General features: G+C 49.2%; 18 protein-coding genes. 5 read left to right on the forward strand and 13 right to left on the reverse strand.

From position 1 onward, the window contains the following. The first annotated feature begins 184 nt into the window (after window positions 1-184). Window positions 185-2,845: a putative amidoligase domain-containing protein gene (locus tag FGI41_RS09445; protein ID WP_139489835.1), complete on the forward strand. Its 2,661-nt coding sequence runs from the start codon at window positions 185-187 to the stop codon at window positions 2,843-2,845. A 39-nt stretch (window positions 2,846-2,884) separates the two neighbouring features. Beyond that, window positions 2,885-4,279 carry a UDP-N-acetylmuramoyl-tripeptide--D-alanyl-D-alanine ligase gene (locus FGI41_RS09450; RefSeq protein WP_139489837.1) on the forward strand — a complete coding sequence of 465 codons (1,395 nt, stop codon included), beginning with the start codon at window positions 2,885-2,887 and terminating at the stop codon, window positions 4,277-4,279. A gap of 94 nt (window positions 4,280-4,373) precedes the next feature. Here FGI41_RS09450 and FGI41_RS09455 read toward each other — a convergent pair whose 3' ends face one another. From FGI41_RS09455 to FGI41_RS09495, 9 genes are all read right to left on the reverse strand, one after another. After that, a complete protein-coding gene (locus FGI41_RS09455; protein ID WP_139489839.1) occupies window positions 4,374-4,715 on the reverse strand; it encodes a hypothetical protein in 342 nt (113 codons plus the stop codon). Between the two features lie 343 nt (window positions 4,716-5,058). Further along, window positions 5,059-5,325, reverse strand: coding sequence for a hypothetical protein (locus tag FGI41_RS09460; RefSeq protein ID WP_255298403.1), 267 nt, complete (start codon window positions 5,323-5,325; stop codon window positions 5,059-5,061). A gap of 45 nt (window positions 5,326-5,370) precedes the next feature. After that, window positions 5,371-5,736 (reverse strand): DUF7674 family protein, encoded by a 366-nt coding sequence (locus tag FGI41_RS09465; protein ID WP_139489841.1) that lies wholly within the window; start codon window positions 5,734-5,736, stop codon window positions 5,371-5,373. 598 nt (window positions 5,737-6,334) lie between these two features. Continuing rightward, a complete protein-coding gene (locus FGI41_RS09470; RefSeq protein ID WP_139489842.1) occupies window positions 6,335-6,631 on the reverse strand; it encodes a DUF6881 domain-containing protein in 297 nt (98 codons plus the stop codon). A gap of 906 nt (window positions 6,632-7,537) precedes the next feature. After that, a complete protein-coding gene (locus FGI41_RS09475) occupies window positions 7,538-8,353 on the reverse strand; it encodes a YybI family spore inner coat protein (protein WP_139489844.1) in 816 nt (271 codons plus the stop codon). Between the two features lie 247 nt (window positions 8,354-8,600). Continuing rightward, on the reverse strand, window positions 8,601-9,929 hold the full coding sequence (locus FGI41_RS09480; protein ID WP_139489846.1) for an NlpC/P60 family protein: 1,329 nt from the start codon (window positions 9,927-9,929) through the stop codon (window positions 8,601-8,603). A gap of 541 nt (window positions 9,930-10,470) precedes the next feature. Next, window positions 10,471-13,227 carry a PAS domain S-box protein gene (locus FGI41_RS09485; RefSeq protein WP_176560200.1) on the reverse strand — a complete coding sequence of 919 codons (2,757 nt, stop codon included), beginning with the start codon at window positions 13,225-13,227 and terminating at the stop codon, window positions 10,471-10,473. Between the two features lie 184 nt (window positions 13,228-13,411). Continuing rightward, entirely contained in the window at window positions 13,412-14,974 is a 1,563-nt protein-coding gene (locus tag FGI41_RS09490; protein ID WP_139489850.1) for a long-chain-fatty-acid--CoA ligase, read from the reverse strand. A gap of 713 nt (window positions 14,975-15,687) precedes the next feature. Further along, entirely contained in the window at window positions 15,688-16,041 is a 354-nt protein-coding gene (locus FGI41_RS09495) for a DUF4870 domain-containing protein (RefSeq protein ID WP_139489852.1), read from the reverse strand. A 187-nt stretch (window positions 16,042-16,228) separates the two neighbouring features. Here FGI41_RS09495 and FGI41_RS09500 point away from each other — a divergent pair, with 187 nt between their 5' ends. Continuing rightward, window positions 16,229-16,501 carry a hypothetical protein gene (locus tag FGI41_RS09500; protein WP_139489854.1) on the forward strand — a complete coding sequence of 91 codons (273 nt, stop codon included), beginning with the start codon at window positions 16,229-16,231 and terminating at the stop codon, window positions 16,499-16,501. A gap of 78 nt (window positions 16,502-16,579) precedes the next feature. Here the strand turns inward: FGI41_RS09500 and FGI41_RS09505 are convergent, their stop codons facing one another. Then, entirely contained in the window at window positions 16,580-17,524 is a 945-nt protein-coding gene (locus tag FGI41_RS09505) for a GntR family transcriptional regulator (RefSeq protein WP_139489856.1), read from the reverse strand. A gap of 153 nt (window positions 17,525-17,677) precedes the next feature. Here FGI41_RS09505 and FGI41_RS09510 point away from each other — a divergent pair, with 153 nt between their 5' ends. After that, window positions 17,678-17,854, forward strand: a complete 177-nt coding sequence (locus tag FGI41_RS09510) for a YjzC family protein (RefSeq protein ID WP_139489858.1) — start codon at window positions 17,678-17,680, stop codon at window positions 17,852-17,854. A 72-nt stretch (window positions 17,855-17,926) separates the two neighbouring features. On the opposite strand, the gene FGI41_RS09515 is transcribed toward FGI41_RS09510, so the two are convergent. Further along, window positions 17,927-18,166 (reverse strand): hypothetical protein, encoded by a 240-nt coding sequence (locus FGI41_RS09515; RefSeq protein WP_139489859.1) that lies wholly within the window; start codon window positions 18,164-18,166, stop codon window positions 17,927-17,929. Window positions 18,167-18,238: 72 nt separating this feature from the next. On the opposite strand from FGI41_RS09515, the gene FGI41_RS09520 reads away from it, so the two are divergent. Then, the gene (locus tag FGI41_RS09520) at window positions 18,239-18,775 is read left to right on the forward strand and encodes a DUF309 domain-containing protein (protein ID WP_139490184.1); all 537 of its coding nucleotides are present in this window, start codon (window positions 18,239-18,241) and stop codon (window positions 18,773-18,775) included. A gap of 51 nt (window positions 18,776-18,826) precedes the next feature. Here the strand turns inward: FGI41_RS09520 and FGI41_RS09525 are convergent, their stop codons facing one another. Further along, window positions 18,827-19,381 (reverse strand): RNA 2'-phosphotransferase, encoded by a 555-nt coding sequence (locus tag FGI41_RS09525; protein WP_139489861.1) that lies wholly within the window; start codon window positions 19,379-19,381, stop codon window positions 18,827-18,829. Between the two features lie 24 nt (window positions 19,382-19,405). After that, a complete protein-coding gene (locus FGI41_RS09530) occupies window positions 19,406-20,098 on the reverse strand; it encodes a CPBP family intramembrane glutamic endopeptidase (RefSeq protein WP_255298404.1) in 693 nt (230 codons plus the stop codon). Window positions 20,099-20,148 lie beyond the last annotated feature (50 nt).

A 20,148-nucleotide genomic window follows, 5' to 3' on the forward strand; every position in this document is an offset into this window, starting at 1 on the left:
TAATTCCTAATCTCTCACACAAGCATACTGTTTATTCAAATTGGTTCCTTCTGCTCAGTTTATAATGTGTCCTTACCCCTCTTCCGATCTTATTTTTCCTGCATACCTTGTTGATATGGGGAACATTGACGCGCGGACCACCGCTCTGAAATGATTTTAAGACGAACAATCAGGTGATTTTGTTATGGATTTTGTACAACATTCTTTTTGTACAGCACTTGATAAAGAACTGACCTTACAAGTGCTGGAACTGAACCGGATTCCGGCTGTCCGCTTGGTTGATATCAAGAACAGTCCGTTTCCGGTTATCGGACGTATGCACGGGCATCAGCAGGGCAGTGATATTGTGGTGGTCACCAATGCTGATCAGGCTCGGGAAGAAGGCTTTGATTATTTTACCAGGATGTATGTGATCGAGTCAGAGTATCGCGTCGAAGTAGAGGGGCTTACAGTCACCAAGATTGAGGAAGCGTTTCCAGAAGAAGTAATGTGGAATGAATTTCCGATCCGGAGCGCTTCGTACGGATGGGTTTTTCGCGAAGTGGATATAGAGAGTGTGTCAAAAGAATGGCTTGATCTGTGTGTGCGCGCTCTGTATATCACCGGGCTTACCCATGGTGTGGTGAAGATCGGCAAGCTTGTTAGCGGTGCACCGATCATCATCGACATCAATCCGACAGACAAAGCGTATCAGGCTCCCGCTTATGTGCCATCCCATTCGTTTACGATGGGAGCAGACGTGGAGTTCATGATGGATTATCAGGGGCAAATGATCCCAGCCTCCCGTTTTTTCCCTAATGACGGGGGTGTCGGGTGTGACGAGCGGCAGATCGAACGGGACAGCGGGGATTATGCGCTGGTGGAGATGCGGCCGGATGCTAGCCCATCGCCCAAAAAGCTGTTTGAGAACATCCGGCAGCTGTTGGTTGAAGCCTCGGAAAAGGTCCCGTACCGTGATATTGAGTTTCGCTCCGGCAGCATGCCGTTCTCAGGATACCAATGTGGCGGCCATTTGCATTTTGGTCTGCCGATCTCCTTGCAGCTGTTGCGAGTGCTTGATCAGTATCTCGCGTTGCCGGTCGGGATGATCGAAGATTCGCGCACAGCCAAGCGCAGGCGACGGACCAAACACGGCGGACTGGGTCGCTATCGGATCAAACCATATGGCTTCGAATACATCTCCCTGAGCTCTTGGATTGCCGAACCCGAGATTACCCTAGCCATCCTCTGCCTGGCCAAAATATGCGCCAACCATTATTATGAACTCCCCGCAGACCTCCTCTTCCAACCTCTGATTCAGCGTGCCTACTACCGTGGCAACCGCCTCTGCCTCCGCCAGATCTGGCCCATCCTCAAAGACCGCCTCGTCAAAACTGCAAGCTACCCGCATTATGAAAAAGAACTGGCCCCCCTCTTCATCCGCATCGAAGAAGGCAAGCTCTGGCAAGAGTCTTCCGACATGCGCGATACCTGGGATCTCCCCCGCACCGATCAAGCGTATGACCCCGGCATGGTCATTCACCTCTCCCGAAAAATCCGCAAGCAGTTTACATTGACTACCGGTCAGACTTATTTTATCCGGGCAGGTAAAAATGTCACCCAAGCCACGATTTCCTCCCACCCCTATGCCTTCCGTGATCCTGACGCCGTACAGATCTCCAAGCCCCTCCGTGACCTTTTAGGCATCCCTGAGTGGTGGAAGCCTCGGATTTTCACTCAGGACGGCGCGATTTCGCTCGGTCCTGTCATCGGGGTCATGGCGAATAGTCCGTTTGGCCGTCAAGAAACCTATTTCCACAATCTTAACAAGCTGGGTACAGAGAAAAATATGCTGGTCTATTACTTTGAGCCAAATGATATTGACTGGCACAACATGACGATAAAAGGGATATCCCATCAAGGGCCCGGTGTATTCCCCTTCCCAGATGTCATTTACGACCGCTACTTCCTCGGTCCGTACCGCAAGAACTACAATATCGACGAGGTCAGGTTGAAGCTTATGACCATCTATGGGGTCAAATTCCTCAATCCACCGAGCCTGTTCGAGCTGACCGGGGACAAATGGCGGTCCCACCAATTGCTCGCCAAGGACAATGCCGACCTATTGCCTGAAACGCACATGCTCCAAGACCCCAATGATGTCATCCGCATGCTCGATCAGTACGGAGAGGTCTTCCTCAAGCCGATCGGCGGCGCATTGGGAGCAGGGATCATCCGTGTCACACGCCGCAACAACGGTATTTCCTGGATGGAATCAAACGCTGAAGATCCGATCCTCTACCGTGACTCTACCGAGATATACAAACATGTGAGGAAGCTAGCCGAGGCAGGCTCCTACATCGTGCAGGAGGCCATCGCCCGCAAGCAATGGAGGGGCAGCACCGTTGAAATCCGCGTCTATCTGCAAAAAAACAGCAAAGAAAATCTCTGTCGCACCGGTATGGTCGCGCGTCTGAGCAAGGGCGGTATTGTCACGATACTCACCGATGTCAACATGAAAATCAGCCAGGTGCTGCCAAAGCTCTATCCAGATGAAGCCGATCAGAAACGGATCAAGGAACGTTTGGCCAAAGCATCCCGGCGGATTTTTACCACGGTGGAGGAGCAGGTCGGCAAGATCGGTGAATTGGCGATAGACTTGTGTATCGACCAATATGACCAGATCAAAATCATCGAGATCAACTCCAAGCCAGACAATCTGTTCTCATCAGTCAAAGCCTTCCGTCTGCGGAATCTGGCCAACTATCGTCTCCTCAACTATGCTGCCGCACTTGCCGGACATAAGCCTGTCGAGAATCCCGAAACCGATCCAGACGACGCTGATTCATCCTTCCCCTCCATGTGAGGGGGTTTTTACTGAAATTTGTTATATAGGAGTGAACCCATGAAGCTTACCCTTCAAGAAATCGCCCACATCACCAATGGTCAGATTGCCAAAGGAGACCCTACGCAGCTCATCACCTTCATCCACTGCACCTGGAACTCAGCCCGCAAAAACTCCCTGCTGGTCATCACCGAGAAACAGACGGAAGCCGAGCACATCATCAAAAAAGCGGTGTCCAAGGGCTGCTCTGCCATCATCATCCCGGAAAGCCATCAGATGAGCCGCTACGATCATATCAACGCATCCTTTCTCGTCGTCAAGCATGGCCTGCGCGCCTTCCACGACCTCGCCCGCCACTACCGCTCCCAGTTCGACTTCCCGTTTATCGGCATCACTGGCAGCAATGGCAAGACGACAACCAAGGACCTGGTGGCCCATCTGCTGAATGGAATCATGCCTACGTTTAAGACTTGGAAAAACATGAACAACATCTATGGCGTACCGATCAGCCTGTTTCAGATCGACCACTCGTATCAAGCCGCCGTCCTTGAGATGGGCATGGATTACTACGGCCAGATCGACCTGATGTCCTCCTCCGTCAAGCCAGACATCGGCATCATCACCAATGTCAACGAATCACACATGAAGCTATTCGGCTCCAAGGAAAACATCGCCAAAGCCAAAAGCGAACTCCTCCCCAACATCAACCCCAAAGGCTACGCCGTCCTCAATGGTGACGACCCCTATGTCACCGGCTTCTCCCACCTCTACCCCGGCAAAAAAGTGTTCTACGGCATCCACAGCGACAACCTCGATATCAAAGCCTCGAATATTGCTTTCACGGACAAAGGCATGACCTTTGACGTGACGATCCCCGAGTACAACCTGCATCTCCCCGACCTTTTTATTCCATTATATGGCGTTCACAATGTATGTAATTCCCTGCCTGCTGTTTACATCGCGTACGAAAAAGGGCTCCCGGCCGACCTGATCCACCGGCGTCTGTCGACGGTCAAAATCACCGGAAGCCGGTTTGAAGTGCTCGCAGGCCTGCATGGCAGCACGATCATCCACGACGCATACAATGCCAATCCGACGTCGATTAAGCTGGCGATTGAGACGTTTGAGCAGATCATGCATGATAAGAAAAAGATACTGGTGCTCGGTGACGTGCTGGAGCTTGGGAAGAACAGCAAGGCGCTCCATCAGGATGTGGGTGCGTTTGTCGAGCAGCATAAGGATACGTTTGCGCATCTGTTTACGATTGGAGATTATTCCGAGCATATTTATGATGCCTTCAGCGGGGCGAAGACGCACGCGGACAGTAATGAGGATCTGCTCGAGTATTTGCAGCCGTATTTGACGCCGGAGTACGCGATTTTGTTCAAAGCGTCGCGGGGGATGGAATTGGATACGGTGGTGGATCAGATTCGTGTAGCGGAAGAGGATGAGTGAGAAGAGAAGTGAGGAAAAGCCGTTCCCGATGAGGGGGAACGGCTTTTATGCGGCAGATGCCAGTCAGAATGTTTATTGTTCTGTGATGCATCGTTTACTCATAAAAAATCCAAGCCTCTTCATAACTCCCTTTAATTCTCTCGTGTATGTTGGATAAATTATTGACCCCTCGATACCACGCAATGTAAGTCTTGTTGTCTTTGGTATAGGTAATTTTATAGATAGTATTTCCCGATCCATATTCTTCAAATGGACTTGAACTTCTGGATGGCTTCTCTATATCGGTCACCACTCCGCCATGTTGTGTAATTACCTTGTGAATTTCTTCCTTATGCAAATTTCCTCCAGCAGTGAAAGTGAACAGAATGATAGCAATTAAGCTGATAACCCCAATCCCTACAATCATTAATTTTTTTTTGGTTAATTTTGATTCCATAACATCCTCCTGTTATCAAAACTTGAGGTTTATCAAGAATTTTTTGTAAACTTAAGCTTGCTTGTTTCTAGGGGGTTCATCCCAGACTCTCACGATATCTCCGTTTATGTTAATAATCTTGTCTCCCCTCCACTCGGCAATGAAATACCCAAACAATCCAGCTTCCTTTATTTCAGTAAGGGTCGGTTCTTAATAATGATTGCGCTGGGTTCGTCTAGCCTTCTTGTTACGTTCATGATAGTCATCAAATTCAATCTCGCATTCCAAGCACATTAACAATAAAGATTGGGTCAATTCGTCTTTCAAGTATACAAGCCAACCCTGATTACAGAAGGAACACCAGTCAACCTTCCTTCACCCTATGTTTTTCTAATTGCTTTTTCCCATCAAAATCAGCAGGTTCGGGGTGATATTTGCTGTACCAAGTTGCACCATGTTTGATCCATTCCTCTCTGAATTCCTCGATTGTATAAGGATCCTCCATCGCGTCATCATGGAAACCGACTTGGAATCCACAACACGGACAGATGGTCTGAGTGGCATAGCCGTTTTCGTATTGTGGATATTCTAAGTTGTCATAACCACAGACGATGCATGTGTGTTTCATCATAAGTTCTCCAAGTTATATTTTTGCACGATCAAACCTTTTCTATTTTTAATGAAAACCGTTTGTCTTTTTGATTATATCGAAAAGCTGTCTCGTCTTTTGGCGCATTTGGGATTCGGCTAAACCGATAACATCTCTTTCAATAAGTAGTGGTTCAAGGACTGAAACAACCAATACTCCCTCAACTTCCTCGTCATTTGACACAGCCATTTTTTCCAGAAACTCAAATATTTCTTCTAGACCTTCTTGTTCCTGTAAATGTTTCACTATGTATGGAACGACTACTATGCCAAAAATAACATGGGGTAAATCTTCCTTAAGCCATTCCATCTCTTCTTCGTAATAGGGTCTAATTGCTGGTAAATGACTCAATAAATTAGAAATGAGTTTTCCATACTCCAAAACGCGACTCACCTCGTCTATTTTCCTTCAAGTTCATGTTGTAAATCGTTCATTTATTGAATACCAAAACGTTTTCTTATATATAAACTCCATAGAGTACCTATAATAGCCACAATCGCTCCCGGAATTCCCCACCAAGGCACGATCAATATGCCTATCCAAGCAAATATTGAAAGCCAACCAATATACGCCATCTTTGATTTGTTCAAACATAATAAACTACCCGTAACAACCATTAACAACACTCCGGGTATCACTCTAACATGAAATCCTGTTTGAGAAAATATAAGGTACAGGAATAGTCCCCCAATGATCAGCCAACACACTCCCGATTTAATCCTACTTATAAACGGGGTTAACATATAAAGTAGGATTATCCCTAAAAAAAGCGGGGCCAGTACGATCGCTTCAATAAGTAATTCCTCCCTAAACGACCGAGTCAATCTCCTGCGGCTACGATTGTTTTCTATAACTCTAGGGCTTTTCTACAGAGTATCTCTAATTTTTCACCAAGTTCTCTGATTTCAATGTTATCTAATATGCCACTCCTTACTTAACACCCCAAATTGAACAAAATTTCACGCTTGATGAAAAATCATCATTCGTTGTTTTATTCGGGCCCGAATTTGTCCCATGCCATCTCAAAATAATCTTTACTTATAGCCTTTGCCAGAAATACTGGATTCTGATTATAGTCATCTATCTGTGGGGATGGTTGATCTGATAATCCCGTAGGGTGTGCTATTTCGCACTCGCAGTACTCAATTTCGTCATAAGCATATCCAATCTTGCCACCATCAAAAAACTCTAATTTCCTAGTCTCATAACCATATATCCCCACTTCATAAATAATTATCTTAGGCATGTTAGGAGAGCTGTTCTTCCAGATTAACATATGATAATTCATGATCATCACCTCATTCTTTTAATCAAGTCTTTGGATCTAGGAAGCCTTTACTTGTTCAAGCAGTCTGACCAATCTTTTAATCCTCTGACTTTGAAGAAAAAGAACATTTATCAACATAACCTCATGAATAAAACGTTGGGTTTTGATGATTAGTTCATTTTTAAACTCATCCCGAGAAACCACTATATTTCTCCATGCTGGATACGTACAATCTTGAACAGACCGGGTAATGATAAACTGGCTGATTGCTTCGTCCGATCTCATTATACTGACAGTCAACTCAGTTTCTTGAACAAGAAATTCAAGCCATGTATTATACGATTCAACATCTTTAATAGCTATATACTTCTTTTGTAAGGACATATATATACCTCTAAGAGTAGCTCCAACCATGTTGATATGATATCAACTCCTTGCTCTTTCGCAGCCAGCTCGCGGTCGTGGTAATATCCATACACTTCATTTTGAAACTTTAATTGAAAAAGCCTTCCAGCCCTCCTTCATGTTCGATCTGCTCCAAATTCAACCTCTTCCAATAATGATGATCCGTAATAATTCTGTAGTCTATTTGAAACACATGATTCACCTGCCTGAACGGTAATTACCAAATATATGTATATCTTCATTTAATAAAAAATTGGGATAAGTCTTGTTCCATTTCTGTTGTAAAGGATTCGAGCGTTTCAAGTGATACATATTATCGAAATCCTCGTTCGAACCCATTTGATCGACTATTCACCTGGTGGCCCTACTCTCGGTTCATTATACTGCGCTCTTCCATCATACAACCTCGACTCCGCATCGTACACGTCGTTCGTATGGCTAGACGCGTAGTTTAACGAAAAAAAAATCCCACCAGATGGAAACAACCTTCCTCCACCCAGCAGGACCTCTTCCCTACCTGACTCACTTAATACTCCCATTCGCCCGTCTCGGCTCATACTTAATCACATTCGACCTCGACAATCTCCACGTACCAGCCCCGGCTGGTTCCCATATCCATTCCGAACCCGCTACGGCAATCGTATCAGCATTGGCGACGCCCTTAATCGCTTGGATGCCCCAAAGCACATAGACACCGTCACCTTCTGGATCAGCGGGCTTAAGCAGCTGCCAGGAACGGCTGGTCATCACACTGACCGGGCGGACGATCTGGTTGTTGCGGTAAATCCCGAGATCGCTGTATAGCTTCGCACGATCAGCTAGGTCTATCGTCGTATACTGATTGGTATCCCGCACATAGATCCGTGCCTGATAACCATCCTCCAAGGCTCCCGACATATCTAGCCCCTGCGGTACGGGCATCGGGTGAATCTCTTTGTTGCGGTACGTGTAGAGATAGTAGTTGATAATCCCCCCGCTGCCGCCTGTCTCTGCTGAGATGAAGATCTCTGGAACCTTGTTGCCTGTCACATCCACGAACTCCAGAGACGGCGAGTAGCCGCCTTCGATGTCATACGAGACGATCTGATTGGTGATGGGGTCTTCGACGCCGAGGTAGAGTTTCTCATAATAGATGTTGTTATCCTTGCGGGGGCGGCCAGCCAGAACGATCCGGTCTGGTCTGGTATCTCCGGTGACATCCACGGACGCTTCTTTAATCGTGACGGCATCCTTGGGAAAAGGCATCTTTGCCTGCGGGATCGCTTCTGCTCTGCTCTCGATACCCGCTGCACCTACCAGCAGGATAGCCAGTGCGCTTGCCAGAATCATTGGTTTCATATCAGTTGGGCTCTCCCTTGCTTCGTCAGAATCTGCATCACCCTTAGTATGACGATTCGGGAGGGAATGCATCCGTCTTCCTTTCCACATAACCGAATGGATCGGGACACCAGCCGAACCGAGTCTCTGTGTACGTCATGTATAGGCCCGCGCCCTGCCCGTCCCAACACAAAAAGGATACCGCCTAGTTATGCCTGATGACATAAGCCTTTGGGGGTATCCTCCATGTAATTATGCGGTTGCTTGTCTATTCACTTACAACTTTGGTATAAACACTGCTCGCTGTGATGTAGGCGAGACGGCCGTTCATCCAGATTTCATAGTAGTAGTTGTTATATTTACGGATGTATGGTGCCTTTTGTCCAAGGTACAGCTTGCCCAGCTGAGTGCTGGACAGAGACGGACCAGAGAAATAGGAGACCCAGCCATTGTTGGTCATCACGTATTGACCGGTGACGATTGGCGGCTGTGTCGTGCCGGTACTGGTGCTAGTGCTAATTGGTGTGCCGCCTGGAATCGATGGGTCTGTCGTGACAGTGAGACCGCCTGTCCACGTCTGGCCGAGGTTGTTTGGCTCTGTGTGGGTGTAGGTGCTGCTGGCTGTCACGTATCCTGTTTTGCCTGCGTATTGGATCTCATAGTAGTAGCTGTTGTACTTGCGGATGATCGGTGCGTACTCTCCGATATGCAAGGAACCAAGACGCGTGCTGCTGGTGTTAGGCTGGGAGAGGACACCGACGTAGCCGGAGTTCGGGGTGATATAGGTTTTGCCGTCGGTAAGTGCTGCTGCTCCCGTGTTCTGAATCACTGGCATGGTGATTGACTTTTGCGGCTTAAGTACGTAGGATTTCGGGATGACTGGTGCTTTAGCCTCGTGACCTGGAATCACTTTGCCTGCTGTCCACGCTTCTTTTGGCAAGACGCGCTGTGCGCTGTGGAAGTTAGAGCCATACCAGTAACGGAAATCATTGACGATCCCAAGGGTTGTCGCATTGCTCTCGGTGGTTCCGATGACGGCTGGCTGACCGTTGAGCATCCCGATGAAGATAGCAACGTGGCTGATATACTTCTGACCGGAAGAGTTAACTGCATACCATGTCAGAATATCGCCCGGGCGAAGGTTCTCTGTACCTTTTAACTTCCACGCGCCGTTTTCGTATGCGGAAGAGACTCCCGTGATTTTGTAACCCACGTTATCGTACTCGACGGATGCATTCGTCATGTTATAGCCGAAATCTCCGAAGACCAGACGGGTATAGCTGGAGCAATCGATAATCCCCTCTTCTGGATAGGAGTTCCAACCATGACCATAGACGGCATATCCATTTTCCATATACCAAAACGCGCGTTCCATGATTTGATCGGCCAAACTGCCTTTGATGCTGCTGTAGGCTTGTCTGTACTGATTCACTTTGACCAGCTCGTCTGACTGGTAGTTGGAAAGATACTTGTTATAGTTGGTCAAGGCGGAATCCGTGGTCCATGTAGTAGTCGATGCGACAACAGGACTGGTGACAAACGCCGCTCCCAACAAAACGGAAGTTACTGCTGTAAGAACTGCCTTACGCTTACTCATCAACATACTCACCTTTTTCTCAAATAGTCTGAAAATACCGTGATGTTATTTCTGTTTTCCCTACACACTATGGTATCGGTTGATCTCCCATGCTGTTACATGGTCATTTGGGCCTGAGTCTTCCGTCCTGCATGTCCTGTTTTCGTTGCTTAGGTCTATGTATAAAAAAAGCTCCCACGAACATCGCAGGAGAAGAGTATCAGCAGGTTATGGGGGGTAAAAGTAAGAACACTGTTATGTTAACACAGTTAACTTGGTAAGTGTATATTGAACTTTTTCCTCTATTGGTAAAAAGATTTTTTCAGTTGCTGGAAGGGGGAGAGCGAGAGCATGATCTGTTTTTCAGTCGCCTTTCCCCCTATGGGGCCGGTCTCCTTACAAACAGATCATGCTCTCGCTCTAGCTTCCTGGCCAGCTGAAAATCGGGGCGATGATAATAGTAAAAGAAGAAGGCGTCGATCCCGGTATGTGATGGGAATGCGGACGCCTAGGGATTGGTGAGTGTTTCGCACCATGAATGTGAACTATATCTGTAACGGTATTAAGAATACGTCTCTACCTGATTTCGCGTGCGTTTGGCTTGGTAGAGGGCTTTGTCGGCGGCTTGGATGAGACCTTCTGGGGTGGTGAACATGCTTGGTGTGATGGTCGCTACACCGGCGCTGATGGTGACGTATTTGCCGACTTTGGATTGGCTGTGTGGGACTTGCAGGGACTCTACCTGATGGCGGAGGCTCTCGGCGATCTGGACGGCCTCGATCTGGCTCAGGTTGGGAAGCAGGATCGCGAACTCTTCGCCGCCGTAGCGGGCAACGATATCTTCAGGGCGTGAAGCCATGCCTTCCTGCAGGACCTTGGCTACCAGCTTGAGGCAGCTGTCGCCGCCCAGATGGCCGTAGGTATCGTTGTAGGCTTTGAAGGAGTCGATGTCGACTAGGATCAGGGAGAGCGGCAAGCCACACTCGGAGAGGCGTTGCCATTCCTTTTGGAGCATTTCGTCAAAGTAGCGTCGGTTGGCTGCTTCTGTCAGCCCGTCGATAAACGAAATATGCTTGAGCATCGTATTGGCTTCCTGCAGCTTCTGCTCGGCCCGTTTGCGCTCGTTGATGTCGCGGGTGACCGTGATGATCTCTTCTATTTCACCGGTCGTGTTGTTGCGAATCCCCTTGGTTGTGGTCTCCACCCAGATATATTTGCCGTCTTTGCGGCGAATCCGATACGTCGGATGGGTTACGACATCGGTGCGGAGGATTCTTTCATGGGACTCACGCACGATCGAGACATCTTCCGGGTGAATTAAGGTATACGTAGATGTGCCGACGACCTCCTCCGGTTCATATCCGAGAATGGTCCGAACTGCTGGGGACATATAGGTGCAGATTTCATTCTGACCGTGGCGGGCGATGATATCATTGGCATTTTCGGTCAACAGGCGGAAGAGCTCCTCACTCTCGCGCAGTGACTCCTCTGCTTCTTTACGGCTGGTGATGTCGCGGAGATAGACAGAGAGTCCGTCTTTGGATGGGAACACACGGACATTCAACCAGATACAGAAAGGTTCGAAATGGCTCTCGAATTCCACCACGATCTGCTTCTTCATCGCATCCTCGTAGGCATGCTGGAATGGAGAATTCAAGATCAGCGGGAATTCATCCCAGATCACTTTCCCGATCAAGCCATCACTGCCCTTGCCCAGCATCCGTTCAGCCTCATGGTTGACGTACGTGAACCTCCATTCTAGATCGAGCGCGAAAAAGGCGTCGGTGATACTCTCCAAAATGTTGCTGACCAGCTCTTTGGACGCTTGAAGATCTTTTAATGCTCGGGTTTGCTCCGTAATATTCTTGGCTATTCCATGCGCTCCGACGATCTTACCAGACACGATGATGGGGACGATCTTGATCAGCGTGTCGATCACATGGCCGTCTTTGTGAATCAATACGGACTCAAAACGGTCGGACTGCCCCAAGTTGACATACGTGATGGCCTGCTTGGCCCGTTCACGGTCCTCCGGTCGAATCATCGGCTCAAAGGACATGGAAAGCAATTCTTCTTCTGAATAGCCGGACATGCGGATGCACGTCGGATTGACCCGGACGAATCGCCCTTTCAGATCGAGTGAAAATACGGCATCGCTGTTGTAGAGGAACAGTGATTTGAATCGTTGCTCGCTTTCTTCCAACAGCTTGATGTTCATATCGATGGTCGCTGCCATCTGGTTGAAGGTCTCACAAAGTTCAAGCAGTTCCAGCGGGGAGTCACCCAGCTGATCGGTCCGGATCGCCCAACGGTAATTCCCGTCCCTGATGACCTGCGTCCCCCTGCGTAATGACTGGATCGGCCGCTCCATCTTGCCGGCTACTCTGATCGCCAGATAGATGAACAGAAGCAGCACCAAAATGGTCAAAAAGATCATCAGCACCAGACGTTCATACATATCCGTCAAAGCGGTATGCTTGTCCATCTCCCCGATAATCAGCCACTTCCCGCCATTAGTCCAGCGGTATGCACCGTATACCTCTTTCCCCCGGTAATCCAGATAGGATTCGAGGACGGGTCTGTTTTTCAAAGCACTGCGGACGATCTCCGTATCTACTTTCATCTTAAGGCGAACCGAGCCGCCGATTTTTCGGGGTATCGATTCCTTGAGCGCATCCGATTCAGTAAGCAGCACACCCTCTCTGTTGACCAGATAGGTGGTTCCTTTCTCCTCATGGGAGGTGCTGTTAATGATCTTGTCAATCTGGTCAGGCTTGACGACACCAAGTACCAGACCTTGCACATTTCCCTTGTAATCCCGGACCGGAGCAGAAAAATAAATATTGGGTTCCCCGGTCAGTCTCCCGACAATCACGTCAGAGATGTACTCCCGGCCCTTCATCGCCTGCTTATAATACTCCCGATCGGCAAAATTAAGCTCATGGATACCTTTTTCTGTCGTGATCACAAGGTTCCCCTTCTTGTCCAAGAAGTTGATCACGGTAAAATCATTCCGGTTATTCAAGGCAAACTCAAAGTTGGCCCGCATCTCTTTCAAATCCAGCATGCGGGAACTGTTACGGGAAGCCATCGCGCGGATATCTTCTGCACGTTCTGCAAACCAATATTCAATAAATTCACTCTGCATCGTGGTGACGGTCCGAAGCGTCTCGATACCTTCCCTCTTAGATTCGTTATATTCAAGGAAAGAGTATACGGTAATACTTAAAATCCCTAACAAAACGACGGTCAGACTGCCCCAGAATTGAAGCTGTCCCTTCATGCTGTGCAAATGAAACATGCGGTGTATCATACGCATAAAAGAAACACTCCTGTACTTACATCTATCATTCATTATTGTTACTTTTTGTTACTTATGTTTATTACCCTGTCCGTCTTATGTGAAAACATCTTTTATTCGACTGTTCTTTATTACCATACAATAAAAAAGAGCACCTGACCCGGTGCTCTTTTTGAGAAATTCCGAATTTATTGTTACATTTTTAGTTAACTTGTCGAGACATGCCGCTCCAATAGTGGTCACGGATGCTGCGCTTGAGGATTTTGCCGGGACCGCTTTTGGGAAGCTCTGCTGCAAAATCGACGGATTTGGGGACCTTGTACCCGGCGAGATCACGGCGACAGTGCTCAATTAATTCTTCCTCTGTTACAGTGCAGTCTTTTTTGAGCACGACCACGGCTTTCACGCTTTCGCCCCATTTTTCATCAGGGACGGCGACGACTGCGGCTTCCAGCACAGCCGGATGGGTATAGATGACATTTTCCACCTCGACCGAGTAGACATTTTCGCCACCGGTGACGATCATGTCTTTTTTGCGGTCGACGATATAGATAAAATTCTCCCCGTCCACGGTCGCCATATCCCCTGTATACAGCCAACCGTTGACAATCGTTGCCGCTGTCTCTTCCGGGCGTTTCCAATAGCCTGCCATCACATTCGGTCCTTTGGCAATCACTTCTCCCACTTCCCCCGGTGCCACATCTTCCCCCTTCGCATTGACGACACGCACCTGCACGCCCGGCAACGGCTGACCTGCCGAAGTCAGACGGGAGACGATATGCTCCTCTCCCTCCAGCACATGGTCCTCGGCACTCAGGATCGTCAGCAACGGTGCCGCTTCGGTCTGTCCATACCCCTGATAGTAGCGTACCGGCAGGAGGGTCATCGCTTTGCGCAGCACCTCGGTCGGACAAGGGGACGCACCGTAAAGGATTTTGCGCAGGCTACTGACATCATAATCGGACAGTGACGGGGTATGAATCAGCATATTGATCATCGTCGGCACCAAAATCATCGACGTCACCCGCTCGCGCTCCACCAAGGCCAGCAGCTTCACCGGATCAAACATCCTCATAAAGATATGGGTTCCCCCGACAACTGTCGTTCCAAACGTCGAGCAGCCATCTGCGAGATGATACATCGGGGCTGCGTGGAGGTAAATCTCCTGTCTTGTAAACTCAAGAGCTATGGCAAAATTGTAAGCATTGCTCATCAGATTGCGGTGGGTGAGCATCACGCCTTTTGGCATACCTGTCGTGCCGCCTGTGTAAAAAATCCCGGCCAGATCATTCTCGCAGACACGGTACACGTCTTCAATCGGCGAAGCCTCCTGCATGAACGCCTCATAAATAGTTGTATCTGCAACTTCTCCACCGTCTTCGCACAGGATGAACCGCTCGATCCCCGCGGCCTCTTTTTGCAGTGTCGTAAGCATCGGAAGGAATTCCCGATGAAAAAACAGGAGCTTGGCGTCCGCATCATTGAGGATAAACGTAACTTCGGGTGCGGACAGTCTGGTGTTGATCGGTACAGCGACGGCCCCGAGCATCGTGATCCCAAACAACAGCTCCAGATATCTGGATTCATTGAATAACAGGATCCCTACCCGATCCCCTTTGCGGACGCCGGAAGCCTCCAAGGCCCCCGCCAGTCTGGTGACGCGTGCGAACATCTCACGGTAGGTGATCCGCTTTTCTCCGTCGATCATTGCCAGATGGTTTGGCCGATTTTTTGCTGATGCGAGCAGTGCTTGTGTTGAGATCACGAAAATGCCCCCTTGTGTAGTCTCTTTTTCGGCATTATATGCTTGGGGATGGGAAAAATTGTGCGTGGGCTCGGAGGAGGATGGACGGGGTTCGCCTTGTTGAAAACCCGCAGGGGGAGTATTGACTGTCCGCTACGGAAAAAACGCTGGCTTGTCCGGGGCAAAATGTTCGGAGAAGCGGGTTCAAGCGATGGGGTTGACCCTGAGAGGACTCGAAGAGGACTTAAAGCGCCAGCGCTTTTTCCGTAGCTGAGATGGTTTCCAAAGAGGCTTTCCCCGTCCATCCTCCTCCGAGACCATCACACTTTTGAAGGGAGACGGGGATGAAAAGCGGTCGGCGTTGTTTGGCGAATAGCTCAAACTTTCGGCTCTGGTTTTGTTTCTTTTGATCTTTTGTTTTTTGCTTTTTATTTCTACTCATCCCAAGGTATCTGCTGGCGAGTTCGGTTCACGAAAGCCGCGTAGAGAGGAGCAGGGTTCCCGAAGGATAGCCCTTTGACCGTCTAACCTAGCGGAGAAAGTAGTGAATGGGGAGTTCTTTTAGGGGGGAATAGTCTCACTCCCTTGCGCTACCCAGATGTCCCCTCTCATCGGGGGATTGAAACATTTTCCACCCGTACCCCATTCGCTACTTGCATAGCGGGCAGTATTATCTTCCTTGCAGATTGTCAAGTTGCCCCGCCACACGCCCACCTGCTCCTCTCCCTCCGCACCTACTTAATGAACCGAATCGTCAACGGATACCGATACACCTCACCATCGTTCGCTTTAAGCGCAGCCATGATCGTCACTGTCATCCAAAACAATCCCAGGGCAATCAAGGCAAAGATACCGATTACGACAATGGTAAGCAAAAACGAGACAAACGCATACATCATCGTGCTGATGGCAAAATTGAGCGCCTCTTTACCATGATGATCGACAAAAGCACTTTGTTCGCGCTTGCTTAACCAGACCACCAGCGGTCCGATAATATTGCCAAATGGAATGATAAAACTGGAAAACACAACCAAATGGGCAACCATCGCCCATGTCCGCTCATCCTTGCTTGGTGTCATGTGATCCATCTGGCTGTCTCCTTCCTGCATGTGAGCTGTTTGTTGCCATCGTATGGGGATGGACGGCAAAAGTTGCTCCTCCCCAAGTCCCGTGATGATACAAAAAAAGCGCCCGTATCAGGCGCTTTTTTCAAGGAAATATGCGTAGGGGAAGCTATTCTTAGTAGTAGTGGTGTCCGTGGTGTCCGTGATGACCATGATGACCGTAGCCGTAGCCGGAGCTGGAACTGCTGCCGTGACCGTAGTGACCCATAGAGGAAGAAGAGGAGGAGTCGTGACCTTTGGAGTGATGGTGGCATTTCTTTTTGTAGTAAGGAACCAGTTTGCATACTTTTTTATAATATTTCTTCTTGCAGCAAGTTTTGCAGTGGCATTTGGTTCTGCACTTACCTCTTTTGCAACCGTGACCCATTACACTTCACCCTTTCTTGTAATTGGTACAGTACAGGGTATGAATGAAAAGGGTTAGAGGAATGGTACAGGTACCCACAGACTGCAAAATCAGCGGATGTCACGGTCAGACTTGTCCTGACAGGCGAACGAACAGCTATTGGGATACAATTTTGCGCAGCTCGGTAATCCCATGATGATCCGGTATCTCACGGAACTCCTTTACTTTGGGGAGGGTAAGCAGATTCGGGCGGGTCATGTAGCCCGGCTTAGAGATATAGACGACATCACACATCGCGATTAAGTCAAATACGTCCGGGTGATTGGCTTCGATCGTATGCAGGTCCAGATGATGAATCCCGGCATTGTGCAAGTCATCGATCATCCCCTCTGCTCCACGGGTGGTAGCGCAGATCAGCCCCACTTTGGTATGGCGGGGATAAGCATCGACTTCCGGGATGACGACGGTCGGGTCTGGGATGAAATCGAGGCTTACCACCGGAGGCGCCTCACGCGGCAGGGACGGCATTACCTGATCGCTGACAGACGGATGGACGACGACCGCGCGATATTCCTGCAGGAAGTTGCTGTCCGCCTCAAGCCGCTCCCAAAATGTCGTGAGCGTCCAGCCCTCCACCATCGCGCTTGGCAGATGGTATTGAACCAACCGGCAGTATTCAGCCAGCTCCAGCTCGGTAAACCGTAAAAACAGCACGGGAAGCTGGTTGATTTCTTTTTGGACGATCCCAAGCACGCGGGCAAATTCGTCGAGCGAGTAGCCCATCGCTTTTACCTTGTGCAGGGTTTCCTTGGCCAGCAGGGTGAGATGGGCGGGGTTGCGTGTCAGCTGCGGGTCGTTGACGATATTGCTGACCACGGTGCCGCGTCCCTGCCTGGAGTCGACGAGACCCTCTTGTTGCAGACGCAGATACACACTGCGGATCGTATTGTAATTGACGTGCAGCTGGGCAGCCAGATCACGCACAGGGGGCAGCTGGGTATGGGGAGCCAGTTCACCGCTGCGGATCAGTGAGGCAATCTGCTGGTAAAGCTGCTCGTGATAGGAGAGGCTCGTTTCTTTATTCAGAGTAAGGCGCAGCATGAGGATTCCCTCCAGTATCATCCGATGTAAAAAAGGTAAGCTTAATAGTATAGCAATTCTACTTTTTTCGTCAACGAATCAGGTACAGATGGATGATTGCACGGTACAGAGGACATACTACGGACATATTTGGGAAAGGAAGGTGAACACACGATGGGCGAACAAAGCCGTTTCAAACCAGGAGACAAAGCTCCCAACGACGGTCACTACATGGAAATCAGTGAGAACGGTCCAGGTGCCGGCATCATTGATCCTTTGCATGTTGAGCTGCAAAAAGGTCAGCATTTCCCGGCAACACGCAACAAAAACCGTGTCTGGGTAAGAGCATAACCGTCCCACTCTACATCTATACAAAGAAAGGTGGCATCCTCTTCCCATGAAAAAGGATGCCACCTTTTTTATTTAATCCTCGTCCTCTTCGCCTTCTTCTTCCTCTTCATCCCCGGTCAGCCAGATGATCGTGACCCCGAGGCTCTCGAGCAAGGAGATCACTTCACGGTTCAGCTCTTCATCATAGAGCAGTCCCAGACTTTCGACGAGCTCCAGCTCTTCCAGATCGCCTTTTTCAGCGTCTTCGATCAGTTCAATGATTTCATCCATGCGTTTTTGTTTCAGTGCTGCGAGAATTTCTGCTTTTGTCATAGGGAATTCACCTCGAAATTTTGCTTGTACACTACTATAATAAAGGAAAGTCAAAGGAAACAGGTGAAAAATATGTATCCGACTGCCTATCAAGAGTACCTGGTTCATTTTCACGGAGACCGTGATTATTTTGAATGCCACGAGATTCTCGAAGAATATTGGAAAAGTCTTTCTGACGAAACACGCTCACACGTCTGGGTCGGCCTGATTCAGATCGCGGTCGGGCTGTATCATCACCGCCGCAACAATACCGCGGGAGCTGCCAAAATGCTGTCCAGCGCTGTCCGTATCCTTACTGAACATGAGACAGAGGTAGCCGCGCTTGGCCTTGATCCCGCCGCACTCAAGATTGCTCTTGGCACACGCGTCGAACAGATCGCCGCAGGTGAGCCGTACACCAGCCTCAACCTGCCGATTGCCGACGAAGCTCTGCATACGCTGTGCCAGACGCTCTGCTCGGAGAAGGGGCTGGTGTTCGGTCAGCCAAGCAATCTCGCTGACGAGTACCTCATCCACAAGCACACCCTGCGCGACCGCTCTGACGTGATTACCGAGCGCCAGCGCAATCTCGATGCCAAGCAGCAACACCGGGGGACCGCTGGCGCATAAGCCTATATACCGGGCACAGCGCTGTGCTTCATCCCAAAGCACGTATGCTCCCTACATCCCTTCTTCACCTACTTCGAGATACTTCGCAGGCAACTCCGCGACAAAATAATACCGTTCCCCAATCCGATTGAAGCGTATCCCATCGCGGTGCGCTTCTTTTGCATTGACCGGGATGATGATTAGACCATCTCCCACGCTCCCGATATCCTCGGGGTTGACGGCGAGCTGCACCATGTCGCTTGCAATCGGGATCAGGCCTATCCCGCGAATCTGTTGCAGCAGCTTGCGGTGGGTTCCATAGTACAGCGTGTCGGGCGGGGTTTCTGCTCTGCCCTTATGATCCCGACCGGGAGAGAAGCCATAGGTCGTACGGATCAGCGCCCCGCCATCCCACTCAAACTGCTTTTTCGGGTCATGCTCTACCACCTGGCGCAAAGCATCCAGATCCGCTCCCTCGACTCCCTTGAGCGTCCGTATGTAAGGCAGAAGTTTTTCAACGGAAGTGAACCCGTACGTATCAAAATAGAGGAATATATTTCCACTGTTTTGTCGTAAGATACTTAGTAGACGGTTACGTAATCGCTCCTCCACATAATGCACCACCATGTTTATCCCTCCTGAACATCCAAGCTAGAATACAAACGTAACCAGCACCACCATCAGCCCCAAATCAGCCAGCAGATGACTCACCCATGTCGCATAGACACCATGGTAATGAAGCTTCAACCAGCCCCAGATGTTGCCGACGATAAAGACCAGCCCTGTGATGATCAAGCCCCATTTAACCCCAAACAGAATCGAAGCCAGAATCAGATGGTACAGGCTGTAAAAAAAGCTGCTCAACAGCACGGCGCGCACCCGCGACATACTCGGCAACAACCGCTCCAGCACAAAGCCCCGCCACAACAGCTCTTCCAACAGAGAGTTGATCACCGTTATATATAAGACGAACAGGCCAATCCAATCCGAGGTAAGCCCCCAATGCATCAGCACCCGCCGAATCCATAACGCATTCACTTCTGTCGTCAATAGAAGCCACGAACCGATGAGAATGGCAAGAAAAAGAACCGTACCCGTCAAAAAACCAAAAAACAAGCCCTCTGCCTGGTGAAACAAATCATCGCCCCAAGCATTCCGCCAATGCTCTGTCAAATACCCTTCCCAATACCCGTGGAACAAAGGTACCACTAGACAAACCACCACATGAAATGATACAAATGTTACAAACAAACTTTGACGCTCGACCAATCCGTAATAAATGCTGATCGAAGCGAGGAAGCCATAGCAGATCATCATCAAGAGCGATTTTCTCTTCGCGATCAACCCTAGTCCCCCTTTCGTCTATGCAAAAAAGCATGGTTCTTTTAGATTAT

This window comes from Brevibacillus dissolubilis, assembly GCF_006170445.1.
Classification (GTDB): domain Bacteria; phylum Bacillota; class Bacilli; order Brevibacillales; family Brevibacillaceae; genus Brevibacillus_B; species Brevibacillus_B dissolubilis.